Source organism: Delftia sp. HK171, assembly GCF_001886655.1.
Lineage (GTDB): Bacteria > Pseudomonadota > Gammaproteobacteria > Burkholderiales > Burkholderiaceae_C > Comamonas > Comamonas acidovorans.
On sequence record NZ_CP018101.1, the window covers coordinates 4,564,327 to 4,583,533 of the forward strand.

Below are 19,207 nucleotides of genomic sequence, written 5' to 3' on the forward strand. Positions count from 1 at the left end.
TTATTCCGCCTGTCCTGTGCATTTGCCTATTATGGAATACAATTGATTTATTTGTGTATTATGCCCTTTATCACCACCATTAAAGCATTTTCTTGCAATGTTTATTCGAGCATCAATACATTTCTTGATCTTATCCGCCTTCCCATAATCAATTTCATTTTTTCCGCACGTAAGACCTTTTGATTTATCGCATGCATCTTTCTTTTCATCGTCAAGTTTGTCATGATCATCTGGCGTGCAATTCCCTCCGTACCCTTGATACGATGAGCGATCACCTATCTGGGCTGCATTATTGTGTGCAATAGATAATTCACTTGCCGTTTTTGATACAGAAGTCGTATTTGAACTTGGCCTGGATGCCATCCAAAGAACCCCCAGAACCGCGACACCAATCGCAGCCCCCACTACTGCACCTATTGGTCCACCAACAGAAGCCCCGACTCCTGCCCCTATAGCGACTGTATTCAATCCTGTGGGATCAATTTTTGATGTTGGAGAAGACTCTGAGAACAAAATTTTATTTACACCACCTGCCAAACCAATAGGATCCTGATTGATATAACTCCCCACCACCGGATCGTAGTACCGATGCCGGTTGTAATACAGCCCCGTTTCCCTGTCATGGTGCTGCCCCGGCAGCCGGATCGCCTGGTGCAGGCCCTGCGGGTTGTACTCCTGCAGCACATTGCCCCAGGGGTCCAGCTTTGCGGCCCAGGCCACCTGGCCGGTCTGGTCCGTCAGGGCCATGGGCGTGCCCAGGTGGTCGCAGTGGTAGTGGTGGATGGCGATGCGGGCGTGCTGTTCTTTTTCCTGGTCCTGCAGTTGGGCCTGCATGCCGCTGAGCAGGCGGGCCGTGCCCTCGGCCTGTTCGCCCAGCATGGCCTGGGCGCCGGGCGGCAGGCCGTGCTCCAGGGTGTGGCGCAGGTGGCGGGCGGCGTCTTGCTGCATGTCGCGCGGCATGGCGCTGAGCATGGTTTGCATCAGGGCCAGGGCCGACGTGTGGTTGGGGTCGTCCTGGTCGGGCAGGCCTGCGGTGATGGCCTGCACCAGCAGGTGGGGCTGGTCTTGGGGATCGCCGCTGGCCGTGGTGCTCAGGCGCACCAGGGGAGTGAAGCTGCCGGGTTCGTAGATGGTGTGTTCTATGTGGCGGGTGTCATCGCCATGCTGCAGGCGTTCGGTGTGGATGAGGCGGTCGCCGTCCCAGCCGTAGTAGTGGGTGCGGGTGGATTCTGTGGAGTCCGCGCTTTCCACTTGCTGCTTGAGCCTGCGGCCCAGGGCGTCATAGGTGTAACGGCTGTGGTGGCGCAGTTGCTCTGCGTTGCCCTGGATCTGGCTGCTGCGCACCGCTATGAGCTGGTGGGCTCCGTCGTAGTGCAGTTGCTGCTGGCTGTGGTCTGCCTGCATTTGCGCGATGCGGTTGCCGCAGGGGTCGTAGCGCCAGACGCGGTCTTCGGTGAAGCCGATGCGGTTGTCTTCCCAGCGCTGCACGGGGCCTTGCCGCTGGCCGGCAAGGTGGCCCAGGCCCATGAGGTTGAAGTCGGTGTGCCGCCAGTGGGCGTGGACCTGGGCGGCCCAGTTGTCCTGGGTGTTTGTCTGGCCCGATGCACCGGCTGCACCGGGTGCTGGCAGGCGGTTGCCTGCGGGGTCGATCTGCCAGCGGGTGGTGGTCTGGGGGGCCTGGCTGTCGGTGGCCGCTCTCAGGCGCCCTGCGCTGTCGTAGCCGTAGCGCAGCAGCTGCGCGGCCTGGCCCGGGGCGCCGGCCTGTTCGATGGCGACGAGCTGACCCAGGCTGTCGTAGTGGTAGCGACGGCCGAGGATCTGGCCTATGAGGGGCTGGACCAGGTGATCACGGCCTTCCGTGCTTTGCAGGCCTGTGGTGCCCAGGGCCGTGAGTCGGCCCAGGCTGTCCCATTGGCGTTGCACCTGCAGGGGGTTGTCTGCGTCTGCTGCAGAGGTGGGTGGGTGCAGGCTGCGGCGGACTTCGCGGTGCAGGTTGTCGCGTTCGAAGTCGATGAGGCTGGCTCCGTTGAGCTGCAGTCCGTGCACATGGCCTGAGCCGTAGGTGAGCCAGGCGATCTCTCCCAGGCCTTGCAGCTGGCTGTGCTGGCGTGCGCCCAGCGCATCCAGGCTGTGGGCGATGCGGTGTTCGTATTCGATCTGCTCTGCGCCCCCGTTGCCGCCCCCGTCCTTGCCTGGGCGGTACAGTTGCTGCACTTCTGCGGTGATGCGGCCCAGGGCGTCTCGCTCCAGTGCTATGCGGCTTTGCAGTTGGATGGTGTTCTCTGCGGTGTTCTCGCCGGTGTGCTGCCATACGCTGGCCGCCGTGAGGCGCCCGGCCGCATCCCATTCATAGCGGTGGGTTTGTGCGGGCGCATGGGGCGTGGCGGGCAGCTGGCGTTCGGCGAGGCGCCCGCCTTCGTCCCAGCGATAGTGGCTGCTGCTTTGCTGCGCGGCGTTGCCATCCGAGGCTTCCATGAGCTGGCCTGCCGCGTCCCAGCGGTAGCGCTGCAGCCGTTGGTCAAACCCTTCTTCCTGCACGAGCCGGTCCAGCGCGTCCCAGGCAAAGCGGCTTTGCGCTCCGTTCTCGTTGACGAGGCGCAGGAGGCGGCCGGCGCTGTCGTATTCGAAGGCCAGGGTGAGGCCGCCATGTGTTCGCTGGACCAGCCTGCCCCAGAGGTCGTAGCGCAGGTGGATGCTGGGGTCGGCGGCCTGGGTTTCGCTGGAGGTGCCCGCAGGCTGGGCCGGATCGATGCGCGTGAGGTGGCCTGCGCTGTCGTAGTGGTAGCGCTCGATCTGGCCGTTGGGCAGTTCGCTGGCCACGATGCGCCCCTGGCCGTCGCGCTGGTGGCGTTGGCGCTGGCCCAGGGCGTTGTCCACTTCGATGAGCGCTCCCCAGCGGTCGTAGTGGTAGTGCGTGCTGTGGCCCGAGCAGTCGGTGTAGCTGAGCAGTTGGCCCGCGTCGCTCCAGGCCAGCTGTTTGCTGCCGCCCTGGGCGTCTTCGATGCGCCGGGGGCTGTCGCAGGTGAGCGGCGCTTCCTGGGGGTCGGGGTAGTGGTAGCGCTCGGTGCTGCCATCGGCCTGGGTGATCTGGGTGAGGCGGCCCCAGGCGTCGTATTGGTAGCCGGTGGTGGCCCCTGCGGTGTCAGTGCTTTGCAGCAGGCGGCCCGTGGCTTCGTCGTGTTCCTGCTGGGTGCTGCGCCCGTCGGGCAGTTGCACGCCGATGAGCCGGCCCTGGCCATCACGCCGCAGGTGCACGCTGCGCCCCAGCGGGTCGGTGCGCGAGGCCAGCCGGCCGAAGCTGTCGTAGGCCTGCAGCCAGCGGCTGCCGTCGGCCTTGTGGTGGGCGATGAGGCGCGACAGGCCCGCTGCGCCTTCGAAGTAGTAGGTCTCGATGCGATCCAGGCTGTCGCTGACGCGGGTGGCGGCACGCGGCTGGCCGTCGGGGCCCGGGGGCTGGGACAGGTAGTCGAAGCGGTAGCTGAGCCCTTCCTGGTTGCTGTGCTCGATGACGCGGGCACCGGGCTGGGCGCTCTCGTAGCGGTAGCGGTGCCAGGGTCCGCTGGCATGGCGGTGGGCGCTGATGCGGTGGTGGTCCCATTCGAATTCGCGCACGAGCTGGCCTGCGCGGTCGTGGACGGTGATGAGGTCGCCTGCGCTGCTGTAGCCGTAGCGCACGAGGGCGATGGGGGTGGACACAGGGTGCAACGGGTCCTGTGTGAGGTCCACGCCTGTGACCCGCCAGCCGTCGTCGGCGCCCCACAAACCCAGCGCATCCCTGCCGCCATGGATGCGCTGGTGCAGCAGCCGGTAGCGCCGGCCTGTGCCGTCGCTCAGCGAGACCAGGCGGCCTGCGGGGATGGGGTCCTTGCTCGCACTGTGGCCGGCCTCGGGTGTGGTGCCGTCGCTGTAGTGGTAGAGCTGGCGGCGCCCGAAGCGGTCGATCTGGGCCATGAGCCGCCAGGGACCGTCGACAGGTTCACCGGGCGCAGGGCCAAAGCCCCAGAGCGTGTCGCCATCGCCGCTGACCGCGAGGATGGCTTGCGGGTTGCGCACCAGTGCCTGTTCCACATGCGACCACCGAGCATTGGCGGCCCAGGGCGCGGTACCGCCGTCCGGCTCCGGGCTGCCGCCGCGCAGCAGCCAGATGTCTTCGCTGGCACTGTGCAGCTGGCCGCCCGGCACCAGAGGCTGGTCGAAGGTGATGACGCGGCCGCTGGCATCCAGCAGCAAGGTGGCCTCTTCCTGCAGCCGGATGCTGAGCTCCTGCAGCAGGTGCCAGCCATGGCCCAGCAGGCCGCAGGCCGCGCCGTGCTCGGGGTTGACGTAGCTGCTGTACTGGCGCTGCCAGGCCACAGGCAGCGCGGCCGAGGGCAGGGCAAAGTCCAGGTCTTGTGCGCCCAGCAGGACCTTGGCGCCCAGCTGGGGGTTGACGGGGGAACTGACGGTGATGCCACCCGGGCAGACGGAGCAGGCCAGGCCCCCCTGGCTGCCGATGAGCACGGTGAGCGAGCCGGTGACGATCTTGCCCTTGACGACGCTGTCGGTGATGCGGGCTGCGGGTTGGCCACTCATGCGAGGCTGCTCCTGGAGAGATGAGAGAGAACGGGACGGCGGATGCGGGGAATGCAGGGGCTGCAGGACATGCGGGCCTCAGCAGTTGAGCCGGTCCGTAGGCGAGAGGATCTGGATGTCGCCGGGCGTGATGCGGATGGTGCTTTTGCCGCAGGTCAGCAGGATTTCCTGCTGGGCTTCGAGCCGGATCTTGGCGGCGTTGAGCTCAATGCTTTGCCCATCCATGGTGAGCCGGGAGGCCTTGCCGCCCCCACCGCTGCCGCTGCCACCACCGCCACCGGGCGCCGTGATGTTCATGGCCATGCCGCCTCCCGCGCCACCACCGCTGCCGCCACCACCGCCCACGGTCAGCGAGTACTGCGAGCCCACTTCCGTGCTTTGCTTGCTGCCGACCTTGACCTGGCGCTCCTGCCCCACGGTGAGGTTCTGGCTCATGCCGACCGTGGTCTGCATGGCCACACCGATGTTCTCCATGTAGTTGACGCCGATGTTCATCATCTTCATCACACCCACGTTCTGCATGTAGGCCATGCCTATGGTCTGGGTCTTGAGCAGGCCCACCGTGACGTGCCAGTTCTGGCCTATCTTGTCGGTCTCGGTCTTGCCGATGGTCTTGCTGCGGTTCTTGCCGATGGAGATGGTCTCGTCGATGCCGACATCCTCATTGCGGTTGTCGCCGATGCTGATCTTCTCGTTGTGGTCCACGCGTTCCGTGCGGTTGTTGTGCACGGTGATGGTCTCGTCGCGGTCCACGGTTTCGGTGCGGTCGCGGTGAATGACGTTGGTCTCGTCACGGTCCACCGTCTTGCGCCGGTCGTTGCCGACCCATTTGTCCTCGTCGTTCTCGACCTCGGTGAGCTGGTCCTTTTGCGCGTGCAGCCACAGCTGCTCTTGCCCGGCCTTGTCCTCGAAGCGGATGGCGTTGGCGTCGCCCGGGCCGTTCTTCATGCCCGCGCCTGCGGCACCGCCCTTGCTCGATCTGGTCTTGATGCCCGATTGCGTGGCGTTGGCCGGCAGCGCCCAGGGCGGCATGTTGGCCGCGTTGTAGACGCAGCCCGTGACCAGCGGGTAGTCCGGGTCGCCATTGAGGAAGTCGACGACGACTTCATGCCCGATGCGCGGAATGGAGATGGCCCCGAACCCCGGGCCTGCCCAGTTCGTGGCCACGCGGATCCAGCAGCTGGAGTTCTCGTTCATGCCGCCCAGCCGGTCCCAGTGGAACTGCACCTTGATGCGGCCGTATTCGTCGGTCCAGATTTCTTCTCCGGCCGGGCCCACGACGACGGCGGTCTGCGGGCCCGTGGTGCGGGGCTTGGGCGTGGTACGCGCGGGCGTGTAGGCAAGACTCGTGGGCTGGGCCTGCAACTCGTAGCGCTGGAAGGAGCCGTCTTCCGCGGCGCTGCCCTTGGCGCCCGGGGCCACGGCACTGACGCGGGGATTCTCCTTCAAGTGGTAGCTCAGGCCCGTGATCAGGTACTGCTGGTTCTGGTCGCCGCGCGGGTAGTTGTAGAGGCTGAAGGTGTAGCCCGTGGCCAGCGCCCGGTGGCAGGACTGGCCCCGCACCCGGCTTTGGCCCGTGAGGCTTTCCTTCAGGCGCACGCGGATGTAGTCCTCGCCGTCGCTCAACTGGGTGTAGCCGCCCGGCCATTCGTAGATTTCGTGGCCGTCATGGGCGTGGCCCGGTGGGTCGCGCCGCAGGTGGGTGAGGTCGGCCCGGGGTTTCTTGAAGTCGTAGTCGTCGCTGTAATGGCGGCCCGGTTTGATTTCCTGCTCCAGATGCCAGGCGTGGATGTTTTCCTGATCGCCTGCGGCGGCCTTTTCCGGGGGATAAAAGGGAATGGAGGCGCCCCCGGGCAATATGCTGTGCGAGGCAATGATGTCGTCGCACAGCACCAGGGTGTGCTGGCCCGAGGCATGCTCGAAGAAGTAGTAAATGCCTTCGTGCTCCATCAATCGCGAGACAAAGTCGCAATCGCTTTCGTTGTATTGAACGCAGTAGTCCCAACTGCGATAGGCACGCGTGAGTTTCTTTTGCAGGGGATGGCCATAGACGCCCAATACCTGCTCGATGATGTCGGGCACGGTCTGGTTCTGGAAGATGCGAAAGTCGCTCTTGCGCGTGGCCAGCCACAGCCAGGGGCTCAGGCGCGCCTTGTAGGCGTAGTGGCGGTGGTCCTGGCCCTGCATGCCAAAGCGGGTGACGATGCCGTCGATGAAGCGCCTGCCGCCGCCCTGGGTTTCTATTTCTATGGTGGCGTTTTTGCCCAATAGGGCCTTGGGATCGATGCTTTCGCTTTCGCTGAGCATTTCCACATCGAGGCTGAAGAGCTGGCTGATGTTTTCCTGGCCGCGCAATTCACGGAAATGCAGCTGCTCGCCCAATGGCGTGTGTATGGTGACTCGGCGTGTCATAGTGCGCGCCGCCCTGGGGGCGGCCTCCCTGCTCTTGGTGAGCGGGGATCATAGACAAGCCGATGGCCATAGGGCAATCAAATGCAGGGCCGGATACATCCTGTAAATGTAAGCAATTGCCTATCTTGGATACAGGCATGTATTTGAATGGCATGCCACCCATTGATCTTCAATGCCATTCAACCCTCCATCGCGCCTTGAATTTCGCCTTGAACTGCGAATGCATTGCGCGTGCTCACACTCCCAAATACCGTTCCCACAGCGCTCTGTCCCCATCCAGCGCGGCCGAGTCTCCGCTCCACACGACTTTGCCGCGCTCCAGGATGAGGTGGCGGTCAGCCAGGCCCAGCAGGCGCTCCACGTATTTGTCGATGACCAGGATGGTCTGGCCGGCGGCACGCAGCTGGGCCAGGCAGGACCAGATCTCTTCGCGGATGCGGGGGGCCAGGCCCTCGGTGGCTTCGTCCAGGATCAACAGGCGCGGGTTGGTGACCAGGGCGCGGCCTATGGCCAGCATTTGCTGCTCGCCGCCTGACAGCTGGTTGCCCATGTTGGAGGCGCGCTCGCCCAGGCGGGGAAATAGCGCGAACACGCGCTCGGGCGTCCAGGGCTCGGCCGCGCCGGGGCTGCCCGAATTGCGATGGGCCACAAAGGCCGTCAGGTGCTCGCGCACCGTGAGGTTGGGAAAGCACTGGCGGCCTTCGGGCACGATGGCCACGCCGGCGCGGGCGATGCGGTCGGTGGCCCAGCCGGCGATGTCCTGCCCGGCAAACACCATGCGGCCGGCGCGCAGCGGAAGTTGGCCCAGCAGCGTGCGAAGCAGCGTGGTCTTGCCCATGCCGTTGCGGCCCAGCAGGGTGACGACCTGGCCGGCCTCGATGCGGAGGTCCACGCCGAACAGCACCTGGCTGGGTCCGTAGCCGCTTTGCACGGCCTGCATTTCGAGCATCACGCGCCCTCCTTCACTTCTTCGTCTCCCAGGTAGGCCTGGCGCACGTCGGCGTTGCCACGTATCTCGTCGGGCGTGCCGGTGGCGATGATGCGGCCGTAGACCAGCACGGAGATGCGGTCGGCCAGGCGGAACACGGCCTGCATGTCGTGCTCCACCAGCAGCATGGCGGCACGGCCGCGCAGCGATTCGATCAATTCGGTCAGGCGCAGTGTTTCATCAGGCCCCATGCCGGCCATGGGTTCGTCCAGCAGCAGCACGCCGGGGCGCGCGGCCAGGGCCAGCGCAAACTCCAGCTTGCGCTGCTCGCCATGCGGCAGCGTGCCTGCGGGGCGTTGCAGCAGGCTGGCGTCAATGGCGCATTCGCGCGCCAGCTCGCGGGCCTGCTCGTAGAGCGCGGTCTCGGCCGCGCGCGGGCGCCAGAAGCTGAAGCTGCTGCCCGCATGCGCCTGCACGGCCAGCACCAGGTTGTCCAGCACGCTGGACTGCTTGAAGATGTTGGTGATCTGGAAAGACCGCGACAGCCCTGCCGCCACACGCTGGTGGGCGTTGAGCGCGCTCACGTCGCGCCCCGCCAGCACCAGCGTGCCCGCATCGGCCGCCAGCGTGCCGGACAGCAGATGGATGAGCGTGGACTTGCCCGCGCCATTGGGGCCGATCAGCGCATGGATCTCGCCAGGCGCCAGCGACAACGAGACATGGTCGGTGGCCAGCAGCGCGCCAAAGCGGCGCACCAGGCCCTTGGCTTCCAGGGCCGGAGTGGGAATGGAGATAGGTGTGGCCGCGCCGCTCATGCCTGCCTCCCGCGTGCGGGCCACAGGCCCATCAGGCCGCGCGGCGCACCGAACACCACGCACAGCAGCAGCAGGCCCAGCGGCAGGTGCCAGTACTCGGTCCACATGCGAAGCACTTCCTCCAGCGTCAGCATGACGATGGCGCCGGCCACGCCGCCCCAGCGCAGGCCCACGCCCCCCACCAGCACCATGATCAGCAGGTTGGCCGACTGGGTCCAGTGCATGAGGCTGGGGGAGATGAACAGGTTGTGGTTGGCCAGCAGCGCGCCCGCCAGCCCGGCCACGGCGCCGCTGAGCACAAAGGCTGCCAGCTTGATGCGATAGACCGGGTAGCCCAGCGACTCCATGCGCGACTCGTTCTCGCGCACGCCCTGCAGCGCCTTGCCGAAGCGCGAATCCACCAGCCGCCCGAACACGGCCATCAGCACCGCGAACAGTGCCAGCACCACGTAATAGAAGGACACATCGTGGCCCAGGTCCAGCCCGGGCAGAACGGAATGGCCGGGCAGGTTCAGCCCGTCCTCGCCGCCGTACTGGCGCAGCGAGATGAAGATGTAGAACAGCATCTGCGCAAAGGCCAGCGTGATCATGATGAAGTACACGCCGCGCGTGCGCAGCGACACGGCGCCCGTGGCGGCGGCAAGCAGCCCGGCCAGCAGCGCGGCGGCAGGCCAGGCGACCAGGGCCGAGGTGACGCCATTCATCGCCAGAATGCCCACCGCATAGGCCCCCGCACCGAAGAAGGCCGCATGCCCCAGCGCCACCATGCCGCCATAGCCCAGGATGAGGTTCAGGCTGGTGGCGGCCAGCGCGTAAATCAGCACCCGGCGCACGAAGGAGATGTAGAAGTCCAGCCCCAGCGCCGGAGCCACCAGCGGGAACACCGCCAGCGCCAGCAGCGCGAGCACGGTCCAGAAGAACCGGGCCTGGAACCTGCCTTGCAATGTGCTGTGTTCCATGCTCAGCCTCGCGCTGGGAAAAGGCCGGAAGGACGGTACACCAGCACCACCGCCATCAGCACGTAGATGGAAATCGCCGCCAGCGTGGGCCCCACGCTGGACGCCACGGCCGGGGAGAACACCTGGCGCAGCAGCATGGGCAGGAAGGCCCGCCCCGCCGTATCCACCATGCCCACCAGCAGGGCGCCCACCAGGGCGCCGCGTATGGAGCCTATGCCGCCGATGACGATGCACACCAGCACCAGGATGAGGATCTCTTCCCCCATGCCGACCTGCACCGAAGTGATGGGCCCCAGCAGCGCGCCCGCCACCGCCGCCAGCATGGCGCCCAGCGTGAACACGCCCAGGAACAGCAGCGGCACGCGCACGCCCATCAGCGTGGCCATCTGGCGGTTGGAGGCCCCTGCCCGCACCAGCACGCCGGCGCGCGTGCGCGTCACGAACCAGTACAGGCCCAACGCGGCGGCCAGGCCGAAGACGATGATCATCAGCCGGTAGGCCGGGTACATCAGATCGGGCAGCAACTGCACCGGGCCGGACAGCGCGGCCGGCATGTTGAGCATCACCGGCGCCGGGCCCCAGACCATCTTGACCAGGTCATTGGCAATGAGGATGACGGCATAGCTGCCCAGCACCTGGGCCAGATGGTCGCGCACGGCAAGGCGGCGTATCAGCACCAGCTCCAGCACCACACCCGCCACGCCCGTGGCCACGGCTGCCACCAGCACGGCCGCGGTGAACGAGCCCGTGCGCTGCATGGTCTCGGCCGCCACATAGGCGCCCGCCATGTACAGCGAGCCATGGGCCAGGTTCATGATGTCCATGATGCCGAACACCAGGGTCAGCCCGGCCGCGATCAGAAACAGCATCAGCCCGAACTGCAGGCCATTCAGCAATTGCTCCAAGAGCAGCGTCCACGTCATCCACACGCCCCCTGCCGCAGGCGCAGTGGCCCGCGCGCGGTCAACAAATCATCCGGCTTTGAAAATCAAGATCAAGGCACGCCGCGCCCGACGGGGGCGCGGCGGCGGGGTCACATCCTGCAGTCGTTGACGTAGACGTCTTGATATTTATCGAACACCTTGCCCACCAGCTTGTTGGTGATGCGGCCGCTGCCGTCCTTCTCGATCACGCGCTGGTAGTAGGCCTGGATGGGATAGTGGTTCTTGCCGTACGTGAAGGGGCCGCGCACCGAGGCGTAGTCGGCCTTCTCCAGCGCCTTGACAATGGCCTGGCGGTCCGAGGCCTTGCCGCCGGCCTGCTTGACCGCCGCATCCATGGCCATGATCACGTCATACGCCTGGGCCGCGTAGACCGAGGGGTTGCGGCCCTTGTACTCCTTGCGGAAGGCCTCGACGAAGGCCTTGTTCTGCGGCACGTCCAGGTCATGCGCCCACTGCGCGGTATTGACCATGCCCAGCATCGGCTCGCCCACGGCCTGGATCACGTCCTCGTCGGCCGAGAAGCCCGGGCCGATCAGCTTGACGCTTTGCGACAGCCCCGTGGACACGAACTGCTTGACGAAGTTGATGCCCATGCCGCCCGGCAGGAAGATGTAGACCGCATCGGGCTTGGCCGCGCGGATCTGGGCCAGCTCGGCCGCGTAGTCGATCTGGCCCAGCTTGGTGTAGACCTCCTCGCCGGGCGCGGTCTTGTAGCCGCGCTTGAAGCCGACCAGCGCATCCTTGCCCGCCGGATAGTCGGGCGCCATGATGAACATCTTCTTGAAGCCACGGTCGGCGGCCAGCTTGCCGGCTGCCTCGTGGAAGGCATCGTTCTGGTAGGACGTGCCGAACCAGAACGCATTGCACTGCGCGCCCGCGAACTGACTGGGGCCGGGGTTGTTGGACAGGTAGGGCACCTTGGCGCCGAACAGCGCCGGGCCCACGGCCAGGGCCACGTTGGAGCCGATGGGGCCGGTGAAGAAATCCACCTTGTCGCGCTGTATGTAGCGCGTGACCAGCTGGCGCGCCTGGTCGGGGTTGCCGCCCATGTCAGTCTGCAGGAACTCGGCCGGCTGGCCGCCCAGCTTGCTGCCCAGCTGCTTGATGGCGAGGTTGAAGCCATCACGCGCCTCGGCGCCCAGCGCGGCAAACGGCCCGGAAATATCGTTGGCGATACCGACCTTGATGGTGTCCGCCTGCGCGAGCGCGGGAACAAAGGCAGGGGCCAGGGCCGCTGCGGCCAGGAAGGGGGTGAGGAAACGCATGCTGCTGTGCTCCTTGCGCGGGCCGCGCGGATGGCAATCGGTGGTGAGGCAGTCTTCCGTCACGCTGGACGGCAAACTCTGTAAGGGCTGGAACGGTTGGCGCGGGTCTTAGTTTAGGTTTAAAGTATTTTGCAGAACAAGTCTGGGACTTGTACCAATACCTGCCATACAAACCATTTCGCGCCATCTCCGTTCCAATGCCCGCACTCTACCGTCACTACGACCGCGCCGGACTCGATGTCCAGTACAACGCCCGCGCGACGGTACCCGACATCACCCCCATCATCAAGGCCTATGCCGACGACAGCCGGGCCGCGCGCCAGAGCCTGCCCTGCGCGCTGAACGTGGCCTATGGCGATCATGCCGACGAGCTGCTGGACATTTTCCCGGCAGCAACCGGGGCGGCAGGCGCCCCTGTTCTCTTCTTCATCCACGGCGGCTATTGGCGGCTGCTGTCCAAGGACGACTCCAGCAGCATGGCGCCCACCTTCACGCGCGCCGGCGCCGTGGTGGTGGCCCTGAACTACTCGCTGGCGCCCGCCGTCACGCTGGACCGCATCGTGGACCAGACACGCCGCGCACTGGCCTGGGTGCATGCCCACATCGCCCGCTACGGCGGCGACCCGGGCCGCATCCATGTCTGCGGCAGCTCGGCCGGCGGCCACCTGGCGGGCATGCTGCTGGCCGGTGGCTGGCATGCGGACTACGGCGTGCCCGAAGACGTGGTGCGCGGCGCCGCACCGCTTTCGGGCCTGTTCGACCTGCGCCCGCTGGTGCACACCCACATCAACGAATGGATGCGCCTGAGCGAGCAGGACGCCATTCGCAACAGCCCCGCCCTCCTGCCGCACGGCGCGGCCTGCCCGCTCATCGTCAGCTACGGCGAGAGCGAGACCGATGAATTCAAGCGCCAGAGCGACGACTACCTGGCCGCCTGGAAGCAGCGCCGTGGCCCCGGTCCATCGTCAGGCCAGTACGTGGCCATGCCCGGCACCAACCATTTCGACATCGTGCTCACCCTGAACGACCCGGCCAGCCCGCTGACGCGCGCCATCCTCGCGCAGATGGGCTTGAGCGCCCCCACACCGCAGAACCAGCCATGACCCACGCCCCCGACCTGGAGTCGCGCGCCGCGCCCGACGACCACCATGCGCTGCGCCTGTGGCTGCGCATGCTCACCTGCTGCAACCTCATCGAAGGCGAGATCCGCAACCGCCTGCGCAGCGAATTCGACACCACCCTACCCCGCTTCGACCTCATGGCCCAGCTGCAGCGCGCGCCCGAGGGCATGAAGATGGGCGAGCTGTCGCGCCACATGATGGTGACCAACGGCAACATCACCGGCATCACCGACCAGCTGGAGAAAGAAGGCCTGGTGGTGCGCACCAAGGTGGAGTCCGACCGGCGCAGCTCCGTGCTGCACCTCACCCCGCTGGGCCGCAAGACCTTTGCGCGCATGGCCAAGGCGCATGAGTCCTGGGTCATGGGCATGTTCGGCGACATGCCGCAGGCCAGCCGCAACGACCTGTACCAGGCGCTGGGCGACCTCAAGCAGCAGGTGGTGGCCCACCGCTCGCCCACGGACTGAGCGCGCGCAGACCCACCCCCATTCAGCCCTGCACGCAGTTGCGCCCTGCGCCCTTGGCGCGGTACAGCGCACGGTCGGCCGCTTCCACCAGCGCCACGGCGGCACCTTGGGTGGAGCCGTGGGTAGTGCCTTGGGTCGCGCTTTGTGTAGCGCCTTGGGTCGCGCCAGCCTCATCACCCTGCGTCGTGGCCACGCCAATGCTGGCCGTCACATGGCCAAAGCGGCTGATGCGGTGCTCCAGAGCCAGGCCCTCGATGCGCGCGCGCAGCCGCTCGGCCACCTGCTGCGCGCCGGCCTTGTCGGTATTGGGCAGCACCACGGCCAGCTCTTCCCCGCCATAGCGCGCCGCCATGTCGCCGGGCCGCTGCACCGCCTGGGCCAGCGCGCTGCACACGGCCTGCAGGCAGGCATCGCCCGCCACATGGCCGTAGGCATCGTTGTAGCCCTTGAAGTAGTCCAGGTCGATCAGCAGCAGCGACAGCGGCGTGCCCTCGCGCGCAGCGCGACGGGCCTCGCGCTCCAGCACCTCGTCAAAGCGGCGGCGGTTGGCCAGGCCCGTCAACTGGTCCTGGGCGGCCAGTACCTCCAGCCGGCGATTGGCGTCCAGCAATTCCTCGCGCGCGCTGACCAGGGAGCATTCGGCGCGCGAACGCAGCCGCATCGCGGCCGTCAGGCGCCAGCCGATCAACGCAATCGCCAGAAACAGCCCCAGCACCACAGCCAGCGTCAGCAGCGCCTGACGCCGCCAGGAGCTCAACGCCTCATCGCGGCCCAGGGCCACCGTGGTCACCAGCGGATAGCGCTCGCTGCGCAGAAAGGCGTAGATTCTTTCCGTGCCGTCCAGCAAGGAGCGGAACGACGCCGTGCCCGACATCGCCCCCACGTAGTGGCGCAGGAAATTGGGCGACTGCGAGAAGTCCCGCCCCAGGTCCTGCTCGCGGAACGGGTGGCGCACCAGCAACTGCCCGCCCGGCGTGCTCAGCGCAATGGCCCCCTTCTCGCCGATATCGATCTTGCCGAACAGCCGCAGGAAATTCTCCACACCCAGCGCCACCACCACCGCGCCTGCAAACTGGCCCTCGGCGTCCGTATAGCGCCGGCTGATGGTGATCACCCATTCGCCCGTGGAGCGGCTGCGGATTGGCGGCCCGATGTAGATGCCTGACGATGCGTCGTCACGGTGGTGCGTGAAGTAGTCCCGGCCGGAGCTTTCCGATCCTTCGGGGAACGCCCCCTTGGACGACATCAGCCAATGGCCCTGCGCATCCACGATCAGCAGCTCGTTGAGCTGGTTCAGCAGATGCTCTTGCCGGTTGACCAGATACAGCACCCGCTCCAGGAGCGCGGGGCTGGTGCCATCCACCTCCAGCCGCTCGGCAATGCCCAGCAGCAGCATGGAGCTTTGGGTGATCACGCCCTCGGCATAGGTGTTCAGTGTCTGGGCCAGGTTGCGGTTGCTGGTATCGACCTCGGCCAGCGTGCGCTGGCGCGCCGCCACCAATTGCCAGACCGTGGCCGCAGAAACCGACACGAACACCACCGCCAGCAACCAGGCCACCAGGCGGGCATCACGCTTCACAGGCCGGCCTCTGCCCCCGCACCAGGCCTTTGTCCACCAATCCCTCTCCATCACATGCACCTGCGCCATCTCGGCAGTCCTGCTGCCGTCCGATCTTGGGTTTTCTGCATCCGGCTCAGCACCTGGGCAGCGTCTTTGCGCGGGCGTTTCCAGCCTTGACCCAAGTCAAGCCGGAAAAACCCGCGAACCCGGTATTGTCCCCGGCTTCGGAAAAATCGGCCGGACGGGTTGGGATTGGGGAGTGGTGGCTGGGTAGGCGCCCAGGTCTCGGATAGTACTTCGCCGTTCCCCCGGGGACACGGGTTTGGCGGCCCATACACAGGCGCAGCGGGAGGCGCTGAAGGGGGCTGTTGAGACGGTGCAGGCCAGGGCGGTTATGAGGGGGCCTGGGGGTTAGGCTGCAGACATTCGCACGCCGACTGATGCGCCTGAAACCCCTCAGTCCTTGAGCAAGCGCGCCTTCACCGTTCGCCCCTTGATCTTCCCGCTATTGAGCCGGGCAACCACGTCATGCGCAATCTTGCGGTCCACGGCCACATAGGTTGCGAACTCGTTGATGTCGATCTTGCCCACTTGCTCGCGGGTGTAGCCCAGGTCTGCGGTGAGCGCACCCAGCACGTCGCCCGGGCGGATCTTGTCCTTGCGGCTGGCATTGATGTGGATGGTGGCCTTGGATGGCAGGAGCCGGCCGCCGGGAGCCGGTGTCAGCTCGTCCAGCGGGTACCAGACGGATGGGCTGCCCTGCATCTGTTCGATGTTTCCGACCGCGCCCATTTCGTCCATCGTCGCAAGACTCAGGGCCAAACCTTTCTGGCCGGCGCGGCCTGTGCGGCCGATACGGTGCACGTGCACTTCAGGGTCGGGCGTGATGTCCACGTTGATGACGGCGCCCAGATTGGTCACATCGAGCCCGCGAGCCGCCACATCGGTGGCGACCAGCACGGAGCAACTGCCGTTCACGAAGCGCACCAGCACCTGGTCACGATCACGCTGCTCCAGATCGCCGTGCAACTCCAGCGCGCTGTAGCCCTGGGCCTGCAGCAGCTCGGCAAGGGCCCGGCAGCGCGCCTTGGTATTGCAGAAGGCCAGCGTGCTCTCGGGCCGGAAGTGCTCCAGCAGGCGAGCCACCGAGGGCAAGCGCTCTTCCTTGTCCACCTCGTACCAGCGCTGCTCGATCTGCTCGCCACTGTGCTGCGCGGCAACTTTGACCGTGACCGGGTCACGCATGAATCGCGCGGCCAGCTTGGCGATGCCTTCAGGGTAGGTTGCGGAGAACAGCAAGGTCTGGCGCTGCGGGGGGCACTGCTTGGCGACTTTGGCGATGTCATCGACGAAACCCATGTCGAGCATGCGATCCGCTTCGTCGAGCACCAAGGTGTTCAGCGAATCAAGGTTCAGATTGCCCCGATCCAGGTGATCGATCACACGGCCGGGCGTGCCGACGATCACGTGCGCGCCGTTCTCAAGGCTCGCGTTCTGGCCGCGCAGCGGAACGCCACCGGACAGGGTCACCACCTTGACGTTGTCTTCCGCACGCGCCAGGCGGCGAATCTCGGTCGTCACCTGGTCGGCCAGCTCGCGGGTGGGGCAGAGCACCAGGCCTTGTACCGAGAAATTGCGCGTATCCAGCTTGGCCAGCAGCGCCAGGGCAAAGGCTGCGGTCTTGCCGCTGCCGGTCTTGGCCTGAGCGATCACATCCTTGCCTTCAAGCGCAGGGGGCAGGCTGGCGAGCTGGATCGCCGTCATTTCAAGGTAGCCGAGCCGCTCAAGATTGGCGAGCGTTGCCGGCGAAAGCGCAAGTTTGTCGAAGGAATTGGAAGAAGCCGAGGGAGGAGTCATGGGGGCATTTTAAAGTTGGCGATTTCAAGACCGCAGCGCACACGTTGGTCACTGAAAAAGAACAGGAGGCATGCTGGGCAATTGCCAGCATGTGCGAGAGGACGGCCAGCGGGGGTGTTGAAGCCATGGATGGCAAAAGACGCGTCAACCGGCGACGGCCCGGGCGAGACCCATGCGTCTTGGCCCAACGCCGTGTTTCTGCATGCCGCCCCTGCAACGCATAACATCTTGACACGCTTTAGGGCTGCAAAGTGTCCACTCACATCCGAAAACCTTGGAACACTCTGCGCCACGCGCCGAGGAGCGGGGCAGTCCGTCACCCCGCCCCGGCCGCCGCCTGAAAGCCCGCAATGCACCCCACACCACAGGCTGCAGCCTCCACGCTGCAGCCGCCCGACCGCGCGCCCGCAAACTCCTTGCCTGCCTGCGCAGAGCCCGGCCACATCGGCCATGAAGCCAGGAGTTCCTTGATGCCCCCCGCCATGGCCGCCTCCCTGGCGGCCGCGCTGCTGGTGGCCTGCGGAGGCGGTGGGGGCGATACGGCACCCGGTACCGGCAATGGAGGCAACGGCGGCACGGGCACCGGCCCTGGTGGCGGAACCGGTACCGGTACAGGCACCACGGCCACCCCCGCCAGCGACGAGGAAGCCGCGCGTTTCCTGCTGCAGGCGCAGTTCTCGGCCACCGACGAGGAGATCGCAGCGCTGCGCGCCAAGGGCTACGGCCCCTGGCTGGCCGAGCAGTTCGCGCTGCCCGTGGACACCACAGGCACGGCCTGGCTGATGCAGCGCGGCTATGGCGTGGCAGAGGCCGGCACGCGCTACGACAACGTTTCGTATCCCTCCGACTTCATGCTCTGGAGCCAGCTCTTCACGGAGCGCGACGCGGTGCGCAAGCGTGTGGCATTGGCGCTGTCGGAGATCATGGTGGTCTCCACCACCGGGCTGGAGCAGCCCTGGAGCATCTTCCTGGCCTCCGGCTACTGGGATCTGCTGAACCAGCATGCCTTCGGCAACTTCCGCACGCTGCTGGAGGCCGTCACGCTCAGCCCGGCCATGGGCATCTACCTGAGCACGCGCGGCAACCAGAAGGAAGACGCCCGCAGCGGCCGCCAGCCCGACGAGAACTACGCCCGCGAGGTGATGCAGCTGTTCACCATCGGCCTTTACCGCCTCAACCCCGACGGCACCGAGCAGCGCGACGGCAGCGGCAACCGCATCGACACCTATTCGGCCGCCGATGTGAGCAATCTGGCGCGCGTCTTCACCGGCTACGACTACGACACCAGCAAGAACCAGCCCACCAACCTGAGCGGCAGCACGGTGACGGGGCTGCAGCAGGCGCTGCTGCCCATGGCCTTCAACGCCGCGCACCATTCCACGCTGGCCGCCACTTTCCTGGGCACGACCGTGGCTGCGGGCACGTCGGGGCCAGCGGCGCTGAAGGCGGCGCTGGACACGCTGTTCAACCACCCCAACGTCGGGCCCTTCATCGGGCGACAGCTGATCCAGCGCCTGGTCACCAGCAACCCCAGCCCCGCCTATGTGGGGCGCGTGGCCGCCGCCTTCGCCGACAACGGCAGCGGCACGCGGGGCGACCTGCGCGCCGTGATCGCCACCGTGCTGCTGGACCCGGAAGCGCGCGGCGCGGCAGGGCTTGCCAGCCCCCAGTACGGCCGCCTGCGCGAGCCCATGGTGCGCTTCGTGCAATGGGGCCGCACCTTCGGGCTGCGGTCGGCACGCGGCACCTGGAAGATCGACAACCTGAGCGACCCGGCCACCCGCCTGGGCCAGAGCCCGCTGCGCTCGGGCTCGGTGTTCAACTTCTTCCGCCCGGGCTACGTGCCGCCCTCCACCCCCCTGGCCACGACGGGCCAGGGGGCGCCGGAGTTCCAGATCGTCACCGAGACCAGCGTGAGCGGCTACCTGAACTTCATGCAGAACGTGATCCGCTTCGGCTACTACGTGAACGCGCCAGACCTGCCCCAGGGCGGCAGCAGCGCAGCCAACGGCTTCGACATCACCTGCAGCTACGCCAACCTGCTGCCCCTGGTAGCCGACGCCGCCGCGCTGGTGCGCAAGGTGGCGCTGCTGCTGTCGGCAGGGCAGGTATCGGCCGCCACGCAGGCGCGCATCGTGGCAGCGCTCAATGCCACGCCGGTGACGGCCACCAGCAACACCGCCACCCAGCTCAACCGCGTGGCAGCCGCCGTGCTGCTGGTGATGGCCAGTCCCGAATATCTGGTGCAGAAGTGACCGAACAAGCGACCGAACAGGTGACCGAACGTCTGCAAAGCAAAGCGATAT

General features: G+C 66.4%; 12 protein-coding genes. 3 read left to right on the forward strand and 9 right to left on the reverse strand.

Translation table 11 applies throughout. The features are described 5' to 3' along the window. The 7 genes from BO996_RS20600 to BO996_RS20630 all read right to left on the reverse strand — a co-directional run bounded on the left by BO996_RS20600 (window position 1) and on the right by BO996_RS20630 (window position 11,895). Complete coding sequence (locus BO996_RS20600; protein ID WP_071956276.1) at window positions 1–4,572, reverse strand: RHS repeat-associated core domain-containing protein; 4,572 nt, start codon at window positions 4,570–4,572, stop codon at window positions 1–3. Between the two features lie 78 nt (window positions 4,573–4,650). Continuing rightward, the gene (gene tssI, locus BO996_RS20605; RefSeq protein ID WP_071956277.1) at window positions 4,651–6,984 is read right to left on the reverse strand and encodes a type VI secretion system Vgr family protein; all 2,334 of its coding nucleotides are present in this window, start codon (window positions 6,982–6,984) and stop codon (window positions 4,651–4,653) included. A 235-nt stretch (window positions 6,985–7,219) separates the two neighbouring features. Beyond that, the gene (locus BO996_RS20610; protein ID WP_013801790.1) at window positions 7,220–7,933 is read right to left on the reverse strand and encodes an ABC transporter ATP-binding protein; all 714 of its coding nucleotides are present in this window, start codon (window positions 7,931–7,933) and stop codon (window positions 7,220–7,222) included. Then, the gene (locus tag BO996_RS20615; protein ID WP_013801789.1) at window positions 7,933–8,727 is read right to left on the reverse strand and encodes an ABC transporter ATP-binding protein; all 795 of its coding nucleotides are present in this window, start codon (window positions 8,725–8,727) and stop codon (window positions 7,933–7,935) included. Before BO996_RS20615 ends, BO996_RS20610 begins: the two co-directional genes overlap by 1 nt. Beyond that, window positions 8,724–9,686, reverse strand: a complete 963-nt coding sequence (locus BO996_RS20620; protein WP_071956278.1) for a branched-chain amino acid ABC transporter permease — start codon at window positions 9,684–9,686, stop codon at window positions 8,724–8,726. The genes BO996_RS20615 and BO996_RS20620 overlap by 4 nt, the downstream gene beginning before the upstream one ends. 2 nt (window positions 9,687–9,688) lie before the next feature. Next, window positions 9,689–10,609, reverse strand: a complete 921-nt coding sequence (locus BO996_RS20625; protein WP_013801787.1) for a branched-chain amino acid ABC transporter permease — start codon at window positions 10,607–10,609, stop codon at window positions 9,689–9,691. A 110-nt stretch (window positions 10,610–10,719) separates the two neighbouring features. After that, a complete protein-coding gene (locus BO996_RS20630) occupies window positions 10,720–11,895 on the reverse strand; it encodes an ABC transporter substrate-binding protein (protein WP_043823646.1) in 1,176 nt (391 codons plus the stop codon). 197 nt (window positions 11,896–12,092) lie between these two features. On the opposite strand from BO996_RS20630, the gene BO996_RS20635 reads away from it, so the two are divergent. Together BO996_RS20635 and BO996_RS20640 are read left to right on the forward strand one after the other, a co-directional pair. Next, window positions 12,093–12,998, forward strand: a complete 906-nt coding sequence (locus tag BO996_RS20635; RefSeq protein ID WP_071956279.1) for an alpha/beta hydrolase — start codon at window positions 12,093–12,095, stop codon at window positions 12,996–12,998. Then, entirely contained in the window at window positions 12,995–13,483 is a 489-nt protein-coding gene (locus BO996_RS20640) for a MarR family winged helix-turn-helix transcriptional regulator (RefSeq protein WP_012206289.1), read from the forward strand. The genes BO996_RS20635 and BO996_RS20640 overlap by 4 nt, the downstream gene beginning before the upstream one ends. Window positions 13,484–13,505: 22 nt before the next feature. Here BO996_RS20640 and BO996_RS20645 read toward each other — a convergent pair whose 3' ends face one another. Both BO996_RS20645 and dbpA read right to left on the reverse strand, forming a co-directional pair. Beyond that, the gene (locus tag BO996_RS20645) at window positions 13,506–15,131 is read right to left on the reverse strand and encodes a sensor domain-containing diguanylate cyclase (RefSeq protein WP_071956280.1); all 1,626 of its coding nucleotides are present in this window, start codon (window positions 15,129–15,131) and stop codon (window positions 13,506–13,508) included. Between the two features lie 369 nt (window positions 15,132–15,500). After that, the gene (dbpA, locus tag BO996_RS20650) at window positions 15,501–16,901 is read right to left on the reverse strand and encodes an ATP-dependent RNA helicase DbpA (RefSeq protein WP_071956281.1); all 1,401 of its coding nucleotides are present in this window, start codon (window positions 16,899–16,901) and stop codon (window positions 15,501–15,503) included. Window positions 16,902–17,251: 350 nt separating this feature from the next. On the opposite strand from dbpA, the gene BO996_RS20655 reads away from it, so the two are divergent. Continuing rightward, window positions 17,252–19,156, forward strand: coding sequence for a DUF1800 domain-containing protein (locus BO996_RS20655; RefSeq protein WP_071956282.1), 1,905 nt, complete (start codon window positions 17,252–17,254; stop codon window positions 19,154–19,156). Window positions 19,157–19,207: the final 51 nt, after the last annotated feature.